This window comes from Streptomyces poonensis, from assembly GCF_014650915.1.
Taxonomy (GTDB): domain Bacteria; phylum Actinomycetota; class Actinomycetes; order Streptomycetales; family Streptomycetaceae; genus Streptomyces; species Streptomyces poonensis.
In genome coordinates this window covers 175850-192655 of sequence record NZ_BMVW01000004.1, presented here as the reverse complement: position 1 = coordinate 192655, position 16806 = coordinate 175850, and the positions used below count along the sequence as shown (strand labels likewise).

Sequence of the window (16806 nt, the reverse complement as noted above, 5' to 3'; positions counted from 1 at the left end):
GTCACAGCCCGTCCACAGCGCGGGCCGTGTGCACGGCCGCCCGCTCCAGCTCCTCGGCGGCGCGGTTGATACGGCGCGCGGAGTCCGCGACCTGTCTGCCGAGACGCTGGGCCTCCACGAAGACCCGGACGGCGAGCACCCCTAGCACGGCCAGCCCCAGGAACCCCAGGGCGATCGCGAACATCGGCCAGAACATGGCTTCGAGCCTAGCCCGCCGAGTGCAGCCGCAGCGTACGCACCCCGCCGCCGGTCAGCAGCTCGACGATGCGCTCCCCCGCGGGCTTGCGGACGGCCGCCCCGCACTCGGGGCAGGTGAAGGAGTAGAAGGTGGTCCTGCTGGTGGCGCCGACGGCGAGCCGGAGGGCGCCGGCACCGAGCTCGAAGCTCGACCGGCAGTCGGGACAGCCGGCTCTGAACACCACGTCGGCCACCCGCCGCATACCGGCGAAGGCGACCGCCACGGACATCTCCCTCTCCTGCACACCGGAGGTCGCCGACCCGCTCACAGCCCTTGCTCCTGCCTGTCGTACAGCCGGTCCTGAACTGCGGGGGGCGCTGCTGCGGAGACGGCCCGCGCCGTGCCGTACACCGGCTTCGGCCCGTCGTACGACGACCGCGGCTCACCGCTGCCGTCCGCCGGTCCCACCGGCCCTGCCGGTCCCGCCGATCCCACCGTGTCCGCCGTGCCCGCCCCGCCGTGCGCCGGGCCGGCGACCGCGTCGTACGGCAGGCCGGACGAACCCGGCACCGCGCCCCGCTCGTCGTACGCACCCTCGAGCCCGTCATAGGCGGCGAGCGCCTCCCGCGCCGCCTGCCGGGCGCTGTCCGCGAGGTCCCGGGGCTCGACGATCCTGCCGTCGCGGCCGAGCCGCAGCGCCAGCCGCCGCAGCGATGCGGGGTCGGGGGTGCGCAGGGTGATGCGGAGCCCACCGTCGGGGAGCTCCTCGGCGCTGTCGTGCGGGTAGTACTCGGCGACCCAGCGCCCGCCGGGGCCGACCTCGACGACGACCTCCGGATCCTCGGCCGCCGGCTGCACCAGCGCTTCGGACAGGTCGCGCAGCTCGATCTCGGGCGGCGCGGACGGCTCGTCGAGGATCTTGATCTCGGCGACCCGGTCGAGCCGGAAGGTGCGGCGCGCCTCGGAGCGGCGGCACCAGGCCTCGACATAGGTGTGACCGACGCTGACCAGGCGGATCGGGTCGATCTCGCGCTCGGTGAGCTCGTCGCGCGCGGGCGAGTAGTAGCGGATCCACAGCCGGCGGCGCTCGGAGATCGCCCGGTCGACGTCCGCGAAGACCCCGCCCTCCGACTCGAAGGTCACCGAGAGCCGGGAGCTGGCCCCTGCGGCCTCGCCCGCGGCCGTCTCGACCTTGGCGGTGGCCCGCAGCAGCGCCTGCCGGTCGCCCTCGCGCAGACCGGGCAGGGTGGCCACGGCACGCGCGGCCACCAGCAGCGCGGTGGCCTCGTCGGCGGCGAGCCGCAGCGGCTCGGCCGCCTCCGCGGCGAGCGCGGCCGGGTTGTGCCACCAGATGCGCTCGCCGTCGGTGTCGATGTCGAGCAGGTCACCGCCGCGGAAGCTGGTCCCGCACAGGGGCAGCACATCGAGGTCGGAGATCAGCTCGTCCTCGCTGATCCCGAAGGCGCGGGCGACGTCCTCGACGCGGGCGCCGGGGCGCTCCCTCAGATACGTCACCAGGGAGAGCATCCGCCGGGTCTGGTCGATGGCGTTCGCCGGCCTGGCCGGTTTTCCCACCACTTGCTTGACTCCCCCTCAGCCCTTGGCCACGGCACGCAGCCGGTCCACCACGTCGGCCCGCAGCTCGGCCGGTTCCAGGACCACCACATCGGGCCCGAACTCCACCAGCCAGGCATCGAGTCCGTGCCCGTACGGGATCTCCAACTCGTCCCAGCCGTCGCCGAGTTCCCGTACGGAGGTGGCTTTCGCCCGCAAGGGGTAACCGGCGCCCGTGCGCAGCCGGATCCGCGCGGAGCGGTTGGCGATCTCCCCCGCCCAGCTCGCGACGGTCTCCCGCACGGTGACGACGTCGGGGATCTCGGCGGTGAAGCTGCCGCTGCGCGACCTGACCTTGCCGGTGATGCGCGACAGCCGGAAGACGCGCTCGGCGCCCCGGTCGCGGTCCCAGCCGGCCAGGTACCAATGGCCGCGCCAGCACTCCAGCGCCCACGGCTCGACGTTACGGGTCTCGGGGCGGGCGGCGGTGGCCTTGCGGTAGTCGAAGACGACGGGGCGGCGGTCGCGGCAGGCGAGCATCAGCGGCTCGAAGGCGGCCTCGTGCACGGGGATGCGGGGCTCGAGGGCGCCGTGGGCCTCGTACGGGTCGACGTCCTCGGGCAGCCCGGCCGCCCGCAGCTTCTGCAGGGCGCCGCTGGCGGCACCGGCGAGGCGGGCCTGCTGCCAGACCTTGGCGGCGAGGCCGAGGGCCGCGGCCTCCTCGGCGTCGAGAGTGATCGGCGGGAGGCGGTTGCTGTCGCGGCGGGCCAGATAGCCGACCTCGCCGTCGAGGTTCTCGACCGTCTCGATCACCAGGCCGAGCTCACGGAGGTCGTCCTTGTCCCGCTCGAACATACGGTTGAAGGAGTCGTCGGAACCCGCTTCCAGGTAGGCCTCGATGGACTCCCGCAGCTCGCGCTTGCTGAGCGGTCGCCGCGTCCCGAGCAGACACAGCGCCAGATTCATCAGCCGCTCGGCCTTGGCAATGGCCATCGACGCCCTTCCCTATGGTGCTTCTGACGGATGACCGTACCGCTCCGGGGTACCACGGCAAAAGCCGAGGGCCCATGCCCGTCGCGGGCATGGGCCCCGGACGGACGATCGCGTCCGGTCCCGTCCTGTCCACCGTCACGATCACCCACCCGGACCGTGGCTCCCGGGGCGGCGCCCCGGCGACCACGGTCCGGGCGGCGGTACGGTGCCGACCCGTCGAACGGAGACCGGGTCAGACGGAGACCAGGTCGCAGACGAAGATCAGCGTCTCGCCCGGGGCGATACGGCCGCCACCGGCGCCGCGGTCGCCGTACGCCAGGTGCGCGGGGATGGTCAGCTGACGGCGGCCGCCGACCTTCATGCCCTGCACGCCCTGGTCCCAGCCCTTGATGACCTGGCCGGCGCCGAGCTGGAACTCGAGCGGGGTGCCGCGGTTCCAGGACGCGTCGAACTCCTCACCCGTGGAGAAGGCCACGCCCACGTAGTGGACCTTGACGAAGTCGCCCGCCTTGGCGACCGGCCCGTCACCCTCCCAGATGTCCTTGATCTCGAGGTCCTTCGGGGGCTCGCCGCCCGGGAAGTCGATCTCGGGCTTGTCGATGCTCACGTCTTAGGCTCCTGCTTGTATGCGAATGCTTGTGTGCGCGTGCTCGTGCTCGAACGCTCGTGTACGAACAAGGCAACGCGGACAGTCTTACATCCCCGAAGGGGTCACATCTTCGCCAGGATGTCGACGGTGAACACCATCGTGGAGTCCTTCTTGATGCCACTGCCGCTCGGCGGGTTGTCGCCGTAGCCGAGCTCCGGCGGGATCACGATGAGCACGCGGCTGCCGACCTTCTTGCCCGCCATGCCCTGCGACCACCCCTTGACGACCTGCTGCAGCGAGAACGAGGTCAGCTGCTCGCGACCGTACGTCGAGTCGAACTCCTTGCCGGTGTCCCAGACCACGCCCCTGTACTGCACGAGGACGGTGTCGGAGGCCGCGATCTCCGCGCCGTCGCCCTCGATGACGTAGTCCGCGACGAGCTTCGTGGGCGGGTCCGCCTTCGGCACCTCGATGGAGGGGGCCTTGCCATCGGTGTTGGTGCCCACCTTGGGCAGGGCGGTGTCGCCCTGGGTGACCGTCTCGCCCTTCGCTGAGCTCTTGGCGTTGAAGCTGTCCTGGATGTCGATCACGAAGACCAGGGTGTCGGTGCCCTTGATCCCCCCCTGCGCGTTGCCCTGCGTGCCGTAGCCCCAGGTCGGGGGCACCGCCATCTCGACCCGGCTGCCGACCTTCCGGCCTTCCAGACCGTAGCGCCAGCCGTCGATGATGCGGCCCTGGCCGAGCTCGAAGAACGGCGACGTCTTGCGGTCGTAGGAGTTGTCGAAGACTTTCGCCGAGTCCCAGATCTGGCCCAGGTAGTGCACCTGCACGTAGTCGTTCTCGGCGACCGTCCGGCCCGTGCCCGCGATGACCGTCCGCACCGCGAGGTTCTCCGACGCCTTGCCGCCCTTGGCGACGGTCGGCTTCTCACCGAACTCCTTACCGGCCGTGATGGCGGGCAGCGGACCGTCCACGATCTTCGGCGGCTTCACCGAGGTGCTCGCGGACGCGGACGGGCTGCTGCTGGACTTGGCCGAGTCGGACTTCTCGTCACCGCATGCGGCGAGCGTGGCGAGTCCGGCGGGTACGGCGATGAGGAGTGAGCGTCGGCGCACGGTGAGGGCCTCGTATCGGATCGGTAGTGTGGGGATGACGTGCGCGCAAACTCTACGGTGTGAGAAGGGCGCCGCACGGCTAACGTGCGACGCCCCGTGTTGCGTTCCTTGATCGGACGGGAAACACCCGATCGGATTGCCGGAACGCGAGCCGGCTCACATTCCGGCGATCAGCTTCTCCACCCGGTCGTCCACCGAACGGAACGGGTCCTTGCACAACACGGTGCGCTGCGCCTGGTCGTTCAGCTTGAGGTGCACCCAGTCGACGGTGAAATCGCGGCGCTGTTCCTGGGCCCGCCGGATGAAGTCACCGCGCAGCCGGGCCCGAGTGGTCTGCGGCGGAACGGACTTGCCCTCGAAGATCTTCAAGTCGTTGCAGACGCGGTCGGCCTGCCCCTTCTTCTCCAGCAGGTAGTACAGCCCCCGCCGGCGGTGGATGTCGTGGTACGCGAGGTCTATCTGCGCGACCCGCGGATTCGACATGGTCATGTTGTGCTTGGCCCGGTACCGCTCGATGAGCTTGTACTTCATGACCCAGTCGATCTCGGTGCCGATCCGGTCCAGGTCCTCCGACTCGATCGCCTCGAGCGTCCGGCCCCACAGCTCCAGCACCCGCTCGACCGTTCCGGTGCGGATCCCGCGGCGCTCGCAGAAGTCGACGGCCTTCTCGTAGTACTCCCGCTGCACCTCCAGGGCGGAGGCCTCGCGCCCGCTGGCCAGGCGCACCTTGCGGCGGCCCGTGATGTCATGGCTGACCTCGCGGATCGCCCGGATCGGGTTCTCCAGGGTGAGGTCCCGCATCACCGTGCCCGCCTCGATCATGCGCAGCACCAGGTCGGTGGCGCCGACCTTGAGCAGCATGGTCGTCTCGGACATGTTCGAGTCGCCCACGATGACGTGGAGGCGGCGATAGCGCTCTGCGTCCGCGTGCGGCTCGTCGCGCGTGTTGATGATCGGCCGGGACCGGGTCGTCGCCGAGGAGACGCCCTCCCAGATGTGCTCGGCGCGCTGACTGACGCAGTACACGGCACCGCGCGGCGTCTGCAGCACCTTGCCGGCGCCGCACAGCAGCTGCCGTGTGACGAGGAACGGGATGAGGATGTCCGCGAGCCGGGAGAACTCCCCGTGCCGGGCCACCAGATAGTTCTCGTGGCAGCCGTAGGAGTTGCCCGCCGAGTCGGTGTTGTTCTTGAAGAGGTAGACGTCGCCCGCGATTCCCTCCTCGTGCAGGCGGCGTTCCGCGTCGACCAGCAGCCCTTCGAGAATGCGCTCGCCGGCCTTGTCGTGAGTGACCAGTTCGATCACGTTGTCACATTCGGGTGTCGCGTATTCCGGGTGCGAGCCCACATCGAGATAGAGGCGGGCGCCGTTGCGCAGAAACACATTGCTGCTGCGGCCCCATGACACGACACGGCGGAAGAGGTACCGCGCCACCTCGTCGGGAGACAGGCGGCGCTGTCCCCTGAACGTACACGTGACGCCGTACTCGTTCTCCAGCCCGAAAATGCGGCGGTCCATGACTGAACATTACGCCCGATCCCCGGAACTGAAACGGGGTTCGACAGCACGGTTCGGATCATTTTCGGATGAGACCGCAACGACCGCTCCCCCACGGGAAACCGCCAGGACCCGCCCCGTGACCAGCAGAACCAGCAGCGCCACGCCCCCCGCCACGCCCGGCACCGCGAAGCCCCACAGCACCCCGCCCCGCTCCACGACGGGGCCCGTGAGCCCGGTCCCCACCGACGAGCCCACCGTGAACGTCGTCACCAGCCACGAGAACGCCTCCGTCACGGTCCCCCGCGGCGCGTGCAGGTCCACGAGGACGAACGCGCAGGCGATCGACGGAGCCAGGAAGACACCCGCCACCGCCGTCAGCGCCGTCATGCCCACCGGACCGGGCAGCAGCATCAGCGGCAGATAACAGACCGCCAGCAGCGCCACCAGCACCCGCAGTCGGCGCTCCGGGGCACCGGCCCACTGCCGCGCCCCGTACACGGCGCCACCGACCAGGGCACCCAGCCCCAGCGCGGCCATCAGCCACCCGTACACGGCGTCCCCGCCGTTGCCGTCGTCGGCGTACGACTTGGCCGTCAGCGTGATGGAACCGAGCGCGATCCCCACGCACAGGAACGCCGCCAGCAGCGCCAGCAGCCCCGGCGAGCGCAGCGCGCCCAGCCAGTGCGCCTCCCGTGGGTCCGACCGCCAGGCCCGCGACGGCGCCGACACGACGACGGACAGGGCGCCGAGCAGTCCGATGACGTTCAGCACGATCAGCGCCGCCCGCGGCGACCACAGGGCCGCGGACAGCGTCACCAGCAGCGGCCCGACGGTGAACATCACCTCCTGCGCCACCGCGTCCATCGCGTACGCCGTGTGCACCCGCTCCTCCTTGCGGAGCACCGACGGCCACAGCGCCCGCAGACCGCCCTCCAGCGGCGGCGTGAACAGACCGGCGACCGCCATCGCGCCGTAGGCCAGGACCGGCGGCTCGACGCCGGTGAAGGCGAACACCGTCATGCCGAGCCCCGAGACGACCGCGGCCGGCAGCTGCACCCGCGGCTGCCCGTACAGGTCCACCAGACGGCCCAGCAGCGGCTGCCCCACCGCGTTGGCGACCCCGTACACGGCGGCGAGCGCGCCCGCGAGGCTGTAGCTGCCGCCCTCCGCGCGGACGAAGAGCACCACGGCGATCGCCGCGGTCGCGTTCGGCAGCCGGCCCACGAGCGTGCCGACGAGCAGGCGTGTGGCGTGTCTCGTCCGGAGGATCTCCAGATATCCGGCGGCCATGGTGTGCCCTTCTCCTCGTTCGTCTCCGTGCGACCGGGCTCTGCAACCCATCACGTTGTACGTATAACGTCCGCCGTCATACGTACCATGTGCGCTGTCGACGAGTCCAGAACGAGCCGAGTCCAGAACGAGCGCAGACGAAGGAGCAGGCCGCCGGTGGCACGAGGCAGCACCCGCCCCACCAGCCGTGACGTCGCCCAGGCCGCCGGGGTCTCCCAGGCGGCGGTCTCCCTCGTCCTCGGCGACAAGTGGCGCGGCCGGGTGTCGGAGGCGACCGCCCGGCGCGTACGGGAGGCGGCGGAGGAACTGGGCTACCGGCCCAACCTCGCCGCCCGCAACCTCCGCCTCGGTCACACCCGTACCGTCCTGCTCGTGGTCCCCGCCCTCACCACCGAGTTCTTCGCCGGCGTCTACACCGGCGCCGCCCGCGTCGCCGCACAGCACGGCTTCGGCGTCGTGCTCTACCCCTCCCCCGAAGGCGTGGGCCCCGCCCGCGACCCCTTCGCCTCCGCCCAGGCCGCGCTCGACGGCGTCATCGCCTCCTCCATGGCCGCCGACGCCCTCACCGCGATCCGCGGCGACCAGCTCCCCCTCGTCATGCTCGACAGCGACCCCGACGGCAGCCTCGGCGCCGCCACGGTCAACCTCGACATCGCCGACGGCATCCGGCAGGTCGCCGACCACCTGCTCGCCCTCGGCCACCGCCGGTTCCTGCACCTCGCCGCCGACGTCCCCTCCTGGACCTTCGAGGTACGCGCCCGCGAGCTGGCCGCCCGCGTGGGCGCGGTCGCGGACACCGAGCTGCGCACCGCACGGGCACCCATCACCATCGACGGCGCCCGGGCCGCCGCCGAAGCCGCCCTGTCCGGTCCCGGCCCCCGCCCCACCGCACTCGTCTGCGACGACGACAAACTCGCCGCCGGCGCGTACAAGGCGGCCCGCAGGCTGGGACTGCGCATCCCCGACGACCTCTCCGTGACCGGGCTGGACGACCTGGCCCTCGCCACGGCCCTCGACCCCGAACTCACCACGGTCCGCCTGGACGCGGAACTCTTCGGCGAGCGCGGCATGCAGGCCCTGCTGGCCGTCCTGGAGGGACGCGCACCGGACGGGGGCGACATCCCGGTGGAGCTGGTCGTACGGGGCTCCACGGGCGCGCCCGGGCATCGCCGTCCCTGACACGCACCGTCCCCACAACGCCGCGCGCCCCGGCCTCGAAGGCCGGGGCGCACCGTCTGGCGGTGAAACTGCGGGGATTGCGCTACCCGTGGGCGCTACTTCTCGTCGTCGCCGCCCTCGGCCTCCGCCTCGGCGGCCGTCTCCGCACCGTCGGCCTGCAGCAGACGGGACAACTGACGGCCCACGATCCGCCTGAACTTGCGCTGCTGCGGACGCGTACGGTCCAGCACCGCGACCTCCAGGCGCTCCGCGGGGATCTCCCGCTCGCTGCCGTTGGTGTCCCGGGACAGGGCCTGCACGGCCAGTTTCAGCGCCTCGGCGAGCGACATGCCGTCCTGGTGCCGCTGGTCCAGATAGCTGCTGATCTGCTCGGCGTTGCCCCCGACCGCGACCGAGCCGTGCTCGTCCACGATCGAGCCGTCGTGCGGCAGCCGGTAGATCTGGTCGCCCTCCGGCGTCTCGCCCACCTCGGCGACGACGAGCTCCACCTCGTACGGCTTCTCGGCCGCCGAGGAGAAGATGGTGCCCAGGGTCTGCGCGTAGACGTTGGCGAGACCGCGGGCCGTCACGTCGTCGCGGTCGTAGGTGTAGCCCCGCAGGTCGGCGTAGCGGACGCCGCCGATCCGCAGGTTCTCGTACTCGTTGTACTTGCCGGCGGCCGCGAAGCCGATCCGGTCGTAGATCTCACTGAACTTGTGCAGCGCGCGGGACGGGTTCTCGCCGACGAAGACGATGCCGTCGGCGTACTGCAGCACGACCAGGCTGCGGCCACGGGCGATGCCCTTGCGGGCGTACTCCGCCCGGTCGGCCATCGCCTGCTGGGGTGAGACATAGAACGGCGTCGACACCGGTTATCCGTCCCTTTCTGTCGAAGTCACTGGATCACCTTGATACGAGCGGTCGCTGTCAGAGCAGGGCGGCCCGCGGGCCGTCCGGCTGCTCCAGGCGCCGCTCCAGGATCGAGCGGGCGATCTCGGAGGACTCCTCGTCGGTGAGACGGCGGAACCCGTCCTCGGTGATCACGGTGACGATCGGGTAGATCCGGCGGGCGACGTCGGGACCGCCCGTCGCCGAGTCGTCGTCGGCCGCGTCGTACAGGGCCTGGACGACGAGTGTCGTGGCCTCCTGCTCGCTCAGGTCGCCGCGGAAGAGCTTCTTCATGGCGCCGCGCGCGAAGATCGAGCCGGAGCCCGTGGCCGCGAAGCCGTGCTCCTCGGAGCGGCCGCCCGTCACGTCGTACGAGAAGATGCGCCCCTTGTCGCGGTCCACGTCGTACCCGGCGAAGAGCGGCACCACGGCCAGGCCCTGCATGGCCATGCCGAGGTTGGAACGGATCATGGTCGACAGGCGGTTGGCCTTGCCCTCCAGGGAGAGCTGGGTGCCCTCGACCTTCTCGAAGTGCTCCAGCTCCAGCTGGAACAGCTTGACCATCTCCACGGCCAGACCGGCCGTACCGGCGATGCCCACCGCCGAGTACTCGTCGGCCGGAAAGACCTTCTCGATGTCCCGCTGGGCGATCACGTTCCCCATCGTGGCCCGCCGGTCACCGGCCAGCACCACACCGCCCGGGAACGTCACGGCCACGATGGTCGTGCCGTGCGGCGCCTCGATCACGCCCTGGGTGGGCGGCAGCTGCCGGTTGCCCGGGAGCAGCTCCGGCTGGTGCTCGGACAGGAAGTCCATGAAGGAGGAGGACCCAGGCGTCAGGAAGGCAGCTGGTAGACGCCCGGTGCTACGAGTGTTGGCTTCCACGCGTTTCCTTCCAAGTAGTCGGCAGCTCGGAGCGCAGCTGCGGGATCGTCCCCCAACAGGCCGAGGCCGGAATTGCAGTTGAAGCACAGTACGCCACGGACCCTACCCGTCTCCTGGCAGTGATCCACATGCACGGCCGGGGCCGCCTGGCAGATCGCGCAGAGGCCGTTCCGGGAGGCGATCGTCTCGTCCCGTCCGGCCACCGTCATGCACCGTCAAGATTCGACCGCTCACGCGAGAAGGCCGCGTGCGGCTTGTCCTGGCCGCACCGCACGCAGCGCTTCACCGCCTTCGCTTCCTAAGCCTCAATCCCCCGTCCACCTCGGGTTCGAAGGCTACTCGCCGCCCTTTTGAACGAATGACCGAACGAAGTCCTCTGCGTTCTCCTCGAGCACATCATCGATTTCGTCGAGCACGGAGTCGACGTCATCGCTCAGCTTCTCGTGCCGCTCCTTGACGTCCTCGCTGGCCTGCGCCTCGGGCGCCTGCTCCTCGACCTCCTCGTTCGAGCGCGTGGCCTTCTGCTGTCCGCCGCCGGTGTCCTTGGTCGCCATAACCCTCACCCCGCTCAGTTCGCCCGACATGGTCGGCATTGCTGCCGATCGGTGATGATCAGACCCTACTCGTCGGGTCTGACATTGGCCCGGTAGTTGTCACAACGTCCGGGGGCCATCTCGATGATTCCCGGACGCAGCCCTTTCGCACCCTGCGCGAAAGGCCCCGCCCGGGTACCCCTCAGCCCCCCGACAGCACCCTGACCAGGTCGTCCGCGGTGCGACAGCGGTCCAAGAGCTCTTTCACGTGATTACGCGTTCCGCGAAGCGGTTCGAGGGTTGGAACGCGTTGCAGGGAGTCCCGGCCCGGCAGATCGAAGATGACCGAGTCCCAGGAGGCCGCGGCGACGTCGTCGGCGTACTGCTCGAGGCAGCGTCCGCGGAAGTAGGCGCGGGTGTCCTCCGGGGGCTTCGTCCGGGCCCGTTCCACATCCGCCTCGTCGAGCAGGCGCTTGATCTTGCCGCGGGCGACGAGACGGTTGTAGAGGCCCTTCTCGGCGCGTACGTCGGCGTACTGGAGGTCGATGAGGTGGAGGCGCGCCGCGTCCCAGTCGAGGCCGTCGCGGCGCCGGTAGCCCTCCATGAGCTCGCGCTTGGCTACCCAGTCGAGCTCTCCGGAGAGGCTCATCGGGTCGTTCTCGAGGCGGTTGAGGGTGTCCTCCCAACGGGTCAGGACGTCCTTGGTCTGCTCGTCGACGTCGGCGCCGAAGCGCTCCTCCACGTACTTGCGGGACAGCTCGTAGTACTCCATCTGGAGCTGTACGGCGGTCAGGGTGCGCCCGCTGCGGAGCGTGACGAGCCGTTTCAGCGAGGGATCGTGCGAGACCTGGTGGAGGGTGCGCACGGGCTGGTCGACGGCAAGGTCGACGGCGATGAAGCCGTCCTCGATCATGGAGAGGACCAGGGCCGTGGTGCCCAGTTTCAGGTAGGTCGAGATCTCCGACAGGTTGGCGTCGCCGATGATCACGTGCAGGCGACGGTACTTCTCCGCGTCCGCGTGCGGCTCGTCGCGGGTGTTGATGATCGGTCGCTTCAGAGTGGTCTCCAGGCCCACCTCGACCTCGAAGTAGTCCGCGCGCTGGCTGAGCTGGAAGCCGTGCTCGTGGCCGTCCTGGCCGATGCCGACGCGGCCGGCCCCGGCGAAGACCTGGCGGGAGACGAAGAACGGGGTGAGGTGGCGCACGATGTCCGAGAAGGGGGTCTCCCGCTTCATCAGGTAGTTCTCGTGCGTGCCGTAGGAGGCGCCCTTGTTGTCGGTGTTGTTCTTGTAGAGGTGGATCGGCTGGGCGCCGGGGAGCTGGGCCGCGCGTTCGGCGGCCTCCGCCATGATGCGTTCGCCGGCCTTGTCCCACAGGACGGCGTCCCGGGGGTTGGTGACCTCGGGTGCGCTGTACTCGGGGTGTGCGTGGTCGACGTAGAGCCGTGCCCCGTTGGTGAGGATGACGTTGGCCAGGCCGATGTCCTCGTCGGTGAGCTGGCTGGCGTCGGCGGCCTCGCGGGCGAGGTCGAAGCCTCGCGCGTCCCGCAGCGGGTTCTCCTCCTCGAAGTCCCAGCGGGCCCGGCGGGCCCGGTGCATCGCCGCCGCGTAGGCGTTGACGATCTGGGACGAGGTGAGCATGGCATTGGCATTGGGGTGGCCGGGGACGGAGATGCCGTACTCCGTCTCGATGCCCATTACTCGCCGTACGGTCATGCGGCCCTCCTTGCCCGGCGGCGCCCTCGTTCGGGGGCGGCGCTCAAGTACCGCTGGTGCTCCGGTGCGTGTGCGGTGCCCGTCCCCGCACTGCGCGACTCGGCGGTACGACAGAGCCTAGAACGCCTTTGCGCTGGTGGGGAGATCATTTGCGTCATTGCCTTGGTCTGGCTGTGACCTGAAAAACAGTCGGCTGCGGGTGCCCGCGACGGGCACCCGCAGCCGCCCCGGTCTCTACAGGTACTGTCCGGTGTTCGCCACCGTGTCGATGGAGCGTCCGGTGTCCGCGCCCTGCTTTCCGGTGATGAGTGTCCGGATGTAGACGATCCGTTCACCCTTCTTGCCGGAGATACGGGCCCAGTCGTCGGGGTTGGTGGTATTGGGCAGGTCCTCGTTCTCCTTGAACTCGTCCACGCAGGCCTGGAGGAGGTGGGAGACGCGGAGACCCTTCTGGCTCTTTTCCAGGAAGTCCTTGATCGCCATCTTCTTGGCGCGGCCGACGATGTTTTCGATCATCGCACCGGAATTGAAGTCCTTGAAGTAGAGGACTTCCTTGTCACCGTTGGCGTAGGTGACTTCCAGGAATCGGTTCTCCTCGGATTCGGCGTACATCTGTTCCACGGCGGTCTGGATCATGCCCTGGACGGTGGTCCCCTTGTCGCCGCCGTTCTCGCCGAGGTCGTCGGCGTGGAGCGGGAGACGTTCGGTGAGGTACTTGCCGAAGATGTCCTTGGCCGCCTCGGCGTCCGGACGCTCGATCTTGATCTTCACATCGAGGCGGCCGGGGCGCAGGATGGCGGGGTCGATCATGTCCTCGCGGTTGGAGGCGCCGATCACGACCACGTTCTGCAGGCCCTCGACACCGTCGATCTCGGCGAGCAGCTGCGGGACGATGGTGTTCTCCACGTCCGAGCTGACACCGGAGCCACGGGTGCGGAAGAGGGACTCCATCTCGTCGAAGAAGACGATGACGGGAGTGCCCTCGCTGGCCTTCTCACGGGCGCGCTGGAAGACGAGGCGGATCTGCCGCTCGGTCTCGCCGACGTACTTGTTGAGGAGCTCGGGGCCCTTGATGTTGAGGAAGAAGCTCTTGCCGGCGGCCTGGCCGGTCACCTCGGCGACCTTCTTGGCCAGCGAGTTGGCCACGGCCTTGGCGATGAGCGTCTTGCCGCATCCGGGGGGCCCGTAGAGCAGGACGCCCTTGGGCGGCCGCAGTTCGTGCTCCTTGAACAGGTCCGGGTAGAGATACGGGAGCTCGACGGCGTCGCGGATCGCCTCGATCTGGTTGCCGAGGCCGCCGATCTGCTCGTAGCCGATGTCGGGGACCTCTTCGAGGACGAGTTCCTCGACCTCGCTCTTGGGCACGACCTCGTAGACGTAACCGGACCTGGGTTCGAGCAACAGGGCGTCGCCGGGGCGGATGGTGACGTCCAGCAGCGGCTCGGCGAGCCGTACCACCCGTTCCTCGTCGGTGTGCCCGAGCACCAGGGCGCGTTCGCCGTCCTCGAGGATCTCCTTGAGGGTGACGATGTCCCCGACGCGCTCGAACTCCATGGCCTCGACCACGTTGAGCGCTTCGTTGAGCATCAGCTCCTGGCCGCGCCGGAGGTCCTCCAGCTCGACGCTCGGGCTGACGTTCACCCGGAGCTTGCGGCCTCCGGTGAAGATGTCGGCGGTGCCGTCCTCGTTCGCCTGCAGGAAGACACCGAAGCCCGCCGGCGGCTGGGCCAGCCGGTCGACCTCCTCCTTGAGGGCCACGATCTGGTCGCGGGCCTCCCGGAGCGTGTTGGCGAGTCGCTCGTTCTGGGCGGACACGCCGGCCAGGTTGGTCTGCAGCTCGACGATCCGCTCTTCGAGAATCCTCGTGTGTCGCGGAGAGTCGGCGAGCTTGCGTCGCAGGACGGCGATCTCCTGCTCAAGGTAGGCAATCTGCCCGGCCGGGTCGTCGGACCCGCGTCCCGGGCGGATGCCGCGGTTCATGTCGTCGTCGTGGGCTGCCACGGTCCTCACCTCCTCCAAGGGGAGCTGGACGCTTCCAGACCCTACCTGGGTGGGTGTCGATTGAAACCCCTAGATCACAAAGACTGTCGGGGTGTGTCCGATCTTCACCCTTGCGCTCTCCCTCACGCCAGGGGAATACCCACTGAACATGATTAGAAAGCTGACGGAGGTAGGGTCGAAGTGTTCAACACCCGTCAGAGCTGGGCCGACTTGCAAGGTGTCGGTGCGGTCGGCGGGGGAAACGGCAGGAGAGATGACCGTGCAGCAGGAGGCCGGGACCGGCTCGGAGGCGCTTGAGGTCTGGATCGACCAGGACCTGTGCACCGGCGACGGCATCTGTGCGCAGTACGCCCCCGAGGTGTTCGAGCTGGACATCGACGGTCTGGCGTATGTGAAGGGGACCGATGACGAGTTGCTGCAGGCCCCCGGCGCGACGACACCGGTGCCGCTGCCGCTGCTGACCGATGTGGTGGATTCGGCGCGGGAGTGTCCGGGCGAGTGCATTCATGTGCGGCGGGTTTCGGACAGGGTCGAGGTCTACGGGCCCGACGCCGAGTGACAACCTGAAGACATAGGGTCACTTTTGTCGGCTTTTTCACAGCCCTTGCGACCGGGCGCCGTACACCGTCCCCGAGGGATGCGTCACACGCTGCGCGCCTCGGAGGGCGTCGAGCGGACGAACGCACCGTTCTTCCACTGCCACTTGGCACGGTCCGTGACGTCGGGGCAGCAACTCGGTACGTCCGCCGAGGAGTAGCCGAGCAGGGTGGCCGTGACGGCCCCGTCCCGGACGGCGAAGTCGGTGACGCTGCGCCGCTCCTCCGGGTCGACCAGGGTGGCGACCACCCGGGGCTCGGCCGCGGTGCCCTGGGTGACGACGTACACGCCGTTGGGCGGGTTGCCGGAGCCCGCGTCACAGCGGACCACGGCGACTGTCTCCGGCCGGCCGTCCCCGTCGAGATCGCCGGACGCCTTCTTCTGGACCACGGCCTTGGTGGGGCCGCACTCGATCGGGAAGTCCACCGCGGCGGGGTCGGGCACCGTCACGGCGGGACGGGCGGGCTGTTCCTCCGGGCCCGCCTGGACGGCGGTCGCCGGGTCGGGCTGCAGTACGGAGGAGAGGGCGACGACCGCGGCCACCGCCGTCGCCGTGACGAGCCAGTGCATCGGGCGGGTGCGGGTGTGGTCCAGTTCCGGGACGGCGGAGTGCTGCACGAGAGATGTGTCTCCTGTGAGGGCTGTGCCGGTGGGGGTGGACCGCATAGTGCCATACGTCACAGTGCGGCGGAACGCCGGGGGCGGGTCCGCCCTCGTCGCGTCGCGCGCGGGTGGCGCCGCCTCGCGGATGCCGCGCCCGCAGGGGCCCGGTGGCTCGACTCAACGGAAGAGCGCCGTGGCCGAGTTCCCGGACGGTGCGGGGAACTCGGCCACGGCGCCCGTACGTTGTGTGCGGCACCGGGCCGCCGGTCAGCGGCCGGCTGCTCCGTCGGCGTTCGGGCCGGCGTAGTCCTCGCCGTAGGCGCCCTTGGCGGGGCGTCGGCGGCGCATGGGCGGCTCGACTCCGTCGGCGAGGCGACGGGCGGTGAGCAGGAAGCCGGTGTGGCCGATCATCCGGTGATCGGGGCGGACGGCGAGGCCCTCGATGTGCCAGTTGCGGATCATCGTCTCCCAGGCGGTCGGCTCGTTGAAGCAGCCGATCTCGCGGATGGACTCGACGGTCCGGGCGAGCTGGGTGGTGGTCGCCACGTAGCAGCACAGGATGCCGCCGGGGACGAGCGCCTTGGAGACGGCCTCCAGGCACTCCCAGGGAGCGAGCATGTCGAGGATGACGCGGTCGACGTCCGTGTCGCTGAGGTTGTCCTGGAGGTCGCCCACGGTGAGCTGCCAGGCGGGGTGGGGGCCGCCGAAGTAGCGCTCCACGTTGGCCTGGGCGATCTCGGCGAAGTCGGCGCGGCGCTCGTAGGAGTGCAGCATGCCCTGGTCGCCGATGGCCCGCAGCAGGAAGCTGCTGAGCGAGCCGGAGCCGACGCCGGCCTCCACGACGCGGGCGCCGGGGAAGATGTCGGCGAAGGCGAGGATCTGCCCCGCGTCCTTCGGGTAGACGACAGCCGCCCCTCGGGGCATGGACAGGACGTAGTCGGGGAGCAGGGGGCGCAGCGCCAGGTAGGCGACGTTCCCGGTGGTGCGGACAACACTGCCCTCGGGCGCGCCGATCAGCTCGTCGTGCGGGAAGGAACCCTTGTGGGTGTGGAAATTCTTCCCGGCTTCGAGCGTGAACGTGTAGTGGCGTCCCTTGGGGTCGGTGAGCTGGACCTGGTCCCCGACCTTGAAGGGCCCGCGACGGCGGGCGGCACCGGTCGGTTCGGACATGTGACCAGCCTACCGGTCCCGGCGGGGGCCGCCGACCA

The 16806-nt window shown here is 69.9% G+C and carries 17 protein-coding genes and 1 pseudogene; 2 read left to right on the top strand and 16 right to left on the bottom strand.

Annotated elements, in window-relative coordinates:
* Position 1 precedes the first annotated feature (1 nt).
* From IE242_RS13680 to IE242_RS13645, 8 genes are all read right to left on the bottom strand, one after another.
* Positions 2 to 196, bottom strand: a complete 195-nt coding sequence (locus tag IE242_RS13680; protein WP_189858831.1) for a hypothetical protein — start codon at positions 194 to 196, stop codon at positions 2 to 4.
* Positions 197 to 206: 10 nt separating this feature from the next.
* Positions 207 to 506, bottom strand: coding sequence for a hypothetical protein (locus tag IE242_RS13675; RefSeq protein ID WP_189858829.1), 300 nt, complete (start codon positions 504 to 506; stop codon positions 207 to 209).
* Entirely contained in the window at positions 503 to 1756 is a 1254-nt protein-coding gene (locus tag IE242_RS13670; RefSeq protein ID WP_229858910.1) for a helix-turn-helix transcriptional regulator, read from the bottom strand. The genes IE242_RS13675 and IE242_RS13670 overlap by 4 nt, the downstream gene beginning before the upstream one ends.
* Before the next feature lie 15 nt (positions 1757 to 1771).
* Positions 1772 to 2725, bottom strand: coding sequence for a helix-turn-helix transcriptional regulator (locus tag IE242_RS13665; protein WP_189858828.1), 954 nt, complete (start codon positions 2723 to 2725; stop codon positions 1772 to 1774).
* 232 nt (positions 2726 to 2957) lie between these two features.
* Positions 2958 to 3332 carry an FKBP-type peptidyl-prolyl cis-trans isomerase gene (locus IE242_RS13660; RefSeq protein ID WP_189858826.1) on the bottom strand — a complete coding sequence of 125 codons (375 nt, stop codon included), beginning with the start codon at positions 3330 to 3332 and terminating at the stop codon, positions 2958 to 2960.
* 104 nt (positions 3333 to 3436) lie between these two features.
* Positions 3437 to 4429, bottom strand: coding sequence for an FKBP-type peptidyl-prolyl cis-trans isomerase (locus IE242_RS13655; RefSeq protein WP_189858824.1), 993 nt, complete (start codon positions 4427 to 4429; stop codon positions 3437 to 3439).
* Positions 4430 to 4585: 156 nt separating this feature from the next.
* Positions 4586 to 5947: a Pup--protein ligase gene (gene pafA / locus IE242_RS13650; protein WP_189858822.1), complete on the bottom strand. Its 1362-nt coding sequence runs from the start codon at positions 5945 to 5947 to the stop codon at positions 4586 to 4588.
* Positions 5948 to 5956: 9 nt separating this feature from the next.
* Entirely contained in the window at positions 5957 to 7219 is a 1263-nt protein-coding gene (locus IE242_RS13645; protein WP_189858820.1) for an MFS transporter, read from the bottom strand.
* 156 nt (positions 7220 to 7375) lie between these two features.
* Here IE242_RS13645 and IE242_RS13640 point away from each other — a divergent pair, with 156 nt between their 5' ends.
* Entirely contained in the window at positions 7376 to 8398 is a 1023-nt protein-coding gene (locus tag IE242_RS13640) for a LacI family DNA-binding transcriptional regulator (protein WP_189858818.1), read from the top strand.
* Between the two features lie 95 nt (positions 8399 to 8493).
* Here IE242_RS13640 and prcA read toward each other — a convergent pair whose 3' ends face one another.
* The 6 genes and pseudogenes from prcA to arc all read right to left on the bottom strand — a co-directional run bounded on the left by prcA (position 8494) and on the right by arc (position 14398).
* On the bottom strand, positions 8494 to 9246 hold the full coding sequence (prcA, locus tag IE242_RS13635; RefSeq protein WP_189858816.1) for a proteasome subunit alpha: 753 nt from the start codon (positions 9244 to 9246) through the stop codon (positions 8494 to 8496).
* Between the two features lie 58 nt (positions 9247 to 9304).
* The gene (gene prcB, locus IE242_RS13630) at positions 9305 to 10150 is read right to left on the bottom strand and encodes a proteasome subunit beta (protein WP_189858813.1); all 846 of its coding nucleotides are present in this window, start codon (positions 10148 to 10150) and stop codon (positions 9305 to 9307) included.
* Positions 10102 to 10359, bottom strand: a pseudogene (locus tag IE242_RS13625) (endonuclease VII domain-containing protein); the annotation flags it as partial. The gene prcB and the pseudogene IE242_RS13625, both read right to left, overlap by 49 nt.
* Positions 10360 to 10485: 126 nt before the next feature.
* On the bottom strand, positions 10486 to 10704 hold the full coding sequence (locus IE242_RS13620; RefSeq protein ID WP_189217295.1) for a ubiquitin-like protein Pup: 219 nt from the start codon (positions 10702 to 10704) through the stop codon (positions 10486 to 10488).
* 181 nt (positions 10705 to 10885) lie between these two features.
* Positions 10886 to 12397, bottom strand: a complete 1512-nt coding sequence (gene dop / locus IE242_RS13615) for a depupylase/deamidase Dop (protein WP_373299518.1) — start codon at positions 12395 to 12397, stop codon at positions 10886 to 10888.
* Between the two features lie 234 nt (positions 12398 to 12631).
* Positions 12632 to 14398: a proteasome ATPase gene (arc, locus tag IE242_RS13610; RefSeq protein ID WP_189858809.1), complete on the bottom strand. Its 1767-nt coding sequence runs from the start codon at positions 14396 to 14398 to the stop codon at positions 12632 to 12634.
* A gap of 253 nt (positions 14399 to 14651) precedes the next feature.
* Here arc and IE242_RS13605 point away from each other — a divergent pair, with 253 nt between their 5' ends.
* Positions 14652 to 14957 carry a ferredoxin gene (locus IE242_RS13605; protein ID WP_189858807.1) on the top strand — a complete coding sequence of 102 codons (306 nt, stop codon included), beginning with the start codon at positions 14652 to 14654 and terminating at the stop codon, positions 14955 to 14957.
* A gap of 83 nt (positions 14958 to 15040) precedes the next feature.
* Here the strand turns inward: IE242_RS13605 and IE242_RS13600 are convergent, their stop codons facing one another.
* Together IE242_RS13600 and IE242_RS13595 are read right to left on the bottom strand one after the other, a co-directional pair.
* Positions 15041 to 15613 (bottom strand): hypothetical protein, encoded by a 573-nt coding sequence (locus IE242_RS13600; RefSeq protein ID WP_189858805.1) that lies wholly within the window; start codon positions 15611 to 15613, stop codon positions 15041 to 15043.
* 252 nt (positions 15614 to 15865) lie between these two features.
* A complete protein-coding gene (locus IE242_RS13595) occupies positions 15866 to 16768 on the bottom strand; it encodes a tRNA (adenine-N1)-methyltransferase (RefSeq protein WP_189858804.1) in 903 nt (300 codons plus the stop codon).
* Positions 16769 to 16806: the final 38 nt, after the last annotated feature.

Excerpts from the sequence above, each read along its gene's own strand:
- IE242_RS13680 (WP_189858831.1), bottom strand. The coding sequence starts at position 196 with ATGTTCTGGCCGATGTTCGCGATCGCCCTGGGGTTCCTGGGGCTGGCC.
- IE242_RS13665 (WP_189858828.1), bottom strand. The coding sequence starts at position 2,725 with ATGGCCATTGCCAAGGCCGAGCGGCTGATGAATCTGGCGCTGTGTCTG.
- pafA (WP_189858822.1), bottom strand. The coding sequence starts at position 5,947 with ATGGACCGCCGCATTTTCGGGCTGGAGAACGAGTACGGCGTCACGTGT.
- IE242_RS13645 (WP_189858820.1), bottom strand. The coding sequence starts at position 7,219 with ATGGCCGCCGGATATCTGGAGATCCTCCGGACGAGACACGCCACACGC.
- IE242_RS13620 (WP_189217295.1), bottom strand. The coding sequence starts at position 10,704 with ATGGCGACCAAGGACACCGGCGGCGGACAGCAGAAGGCCACGCGCTCG.
- dop (WP_373299518.1), bottom strand. The coding sequence starts at position 12,397 with ATGACCGTACGGCGAGTAATGGGCATCGAGACGGAGTACGGCATCTCC.
- IE242_RS13605 (WP_189858807.1), top strand. The coding sequence starts at position 14,652 with ATGACCGTGCAGCAGGAGGCCGGGACCGGCTCGGAGGCGCTTGAGGTC.
- IE242_RS13595 (WP_189858804.1), bottom strand. The coding sequence starts at position 16,768 with ATGTCCGAACCGACCGGTGCCGCCCGCCGTCGCGGGCCCTTCAAGGTC.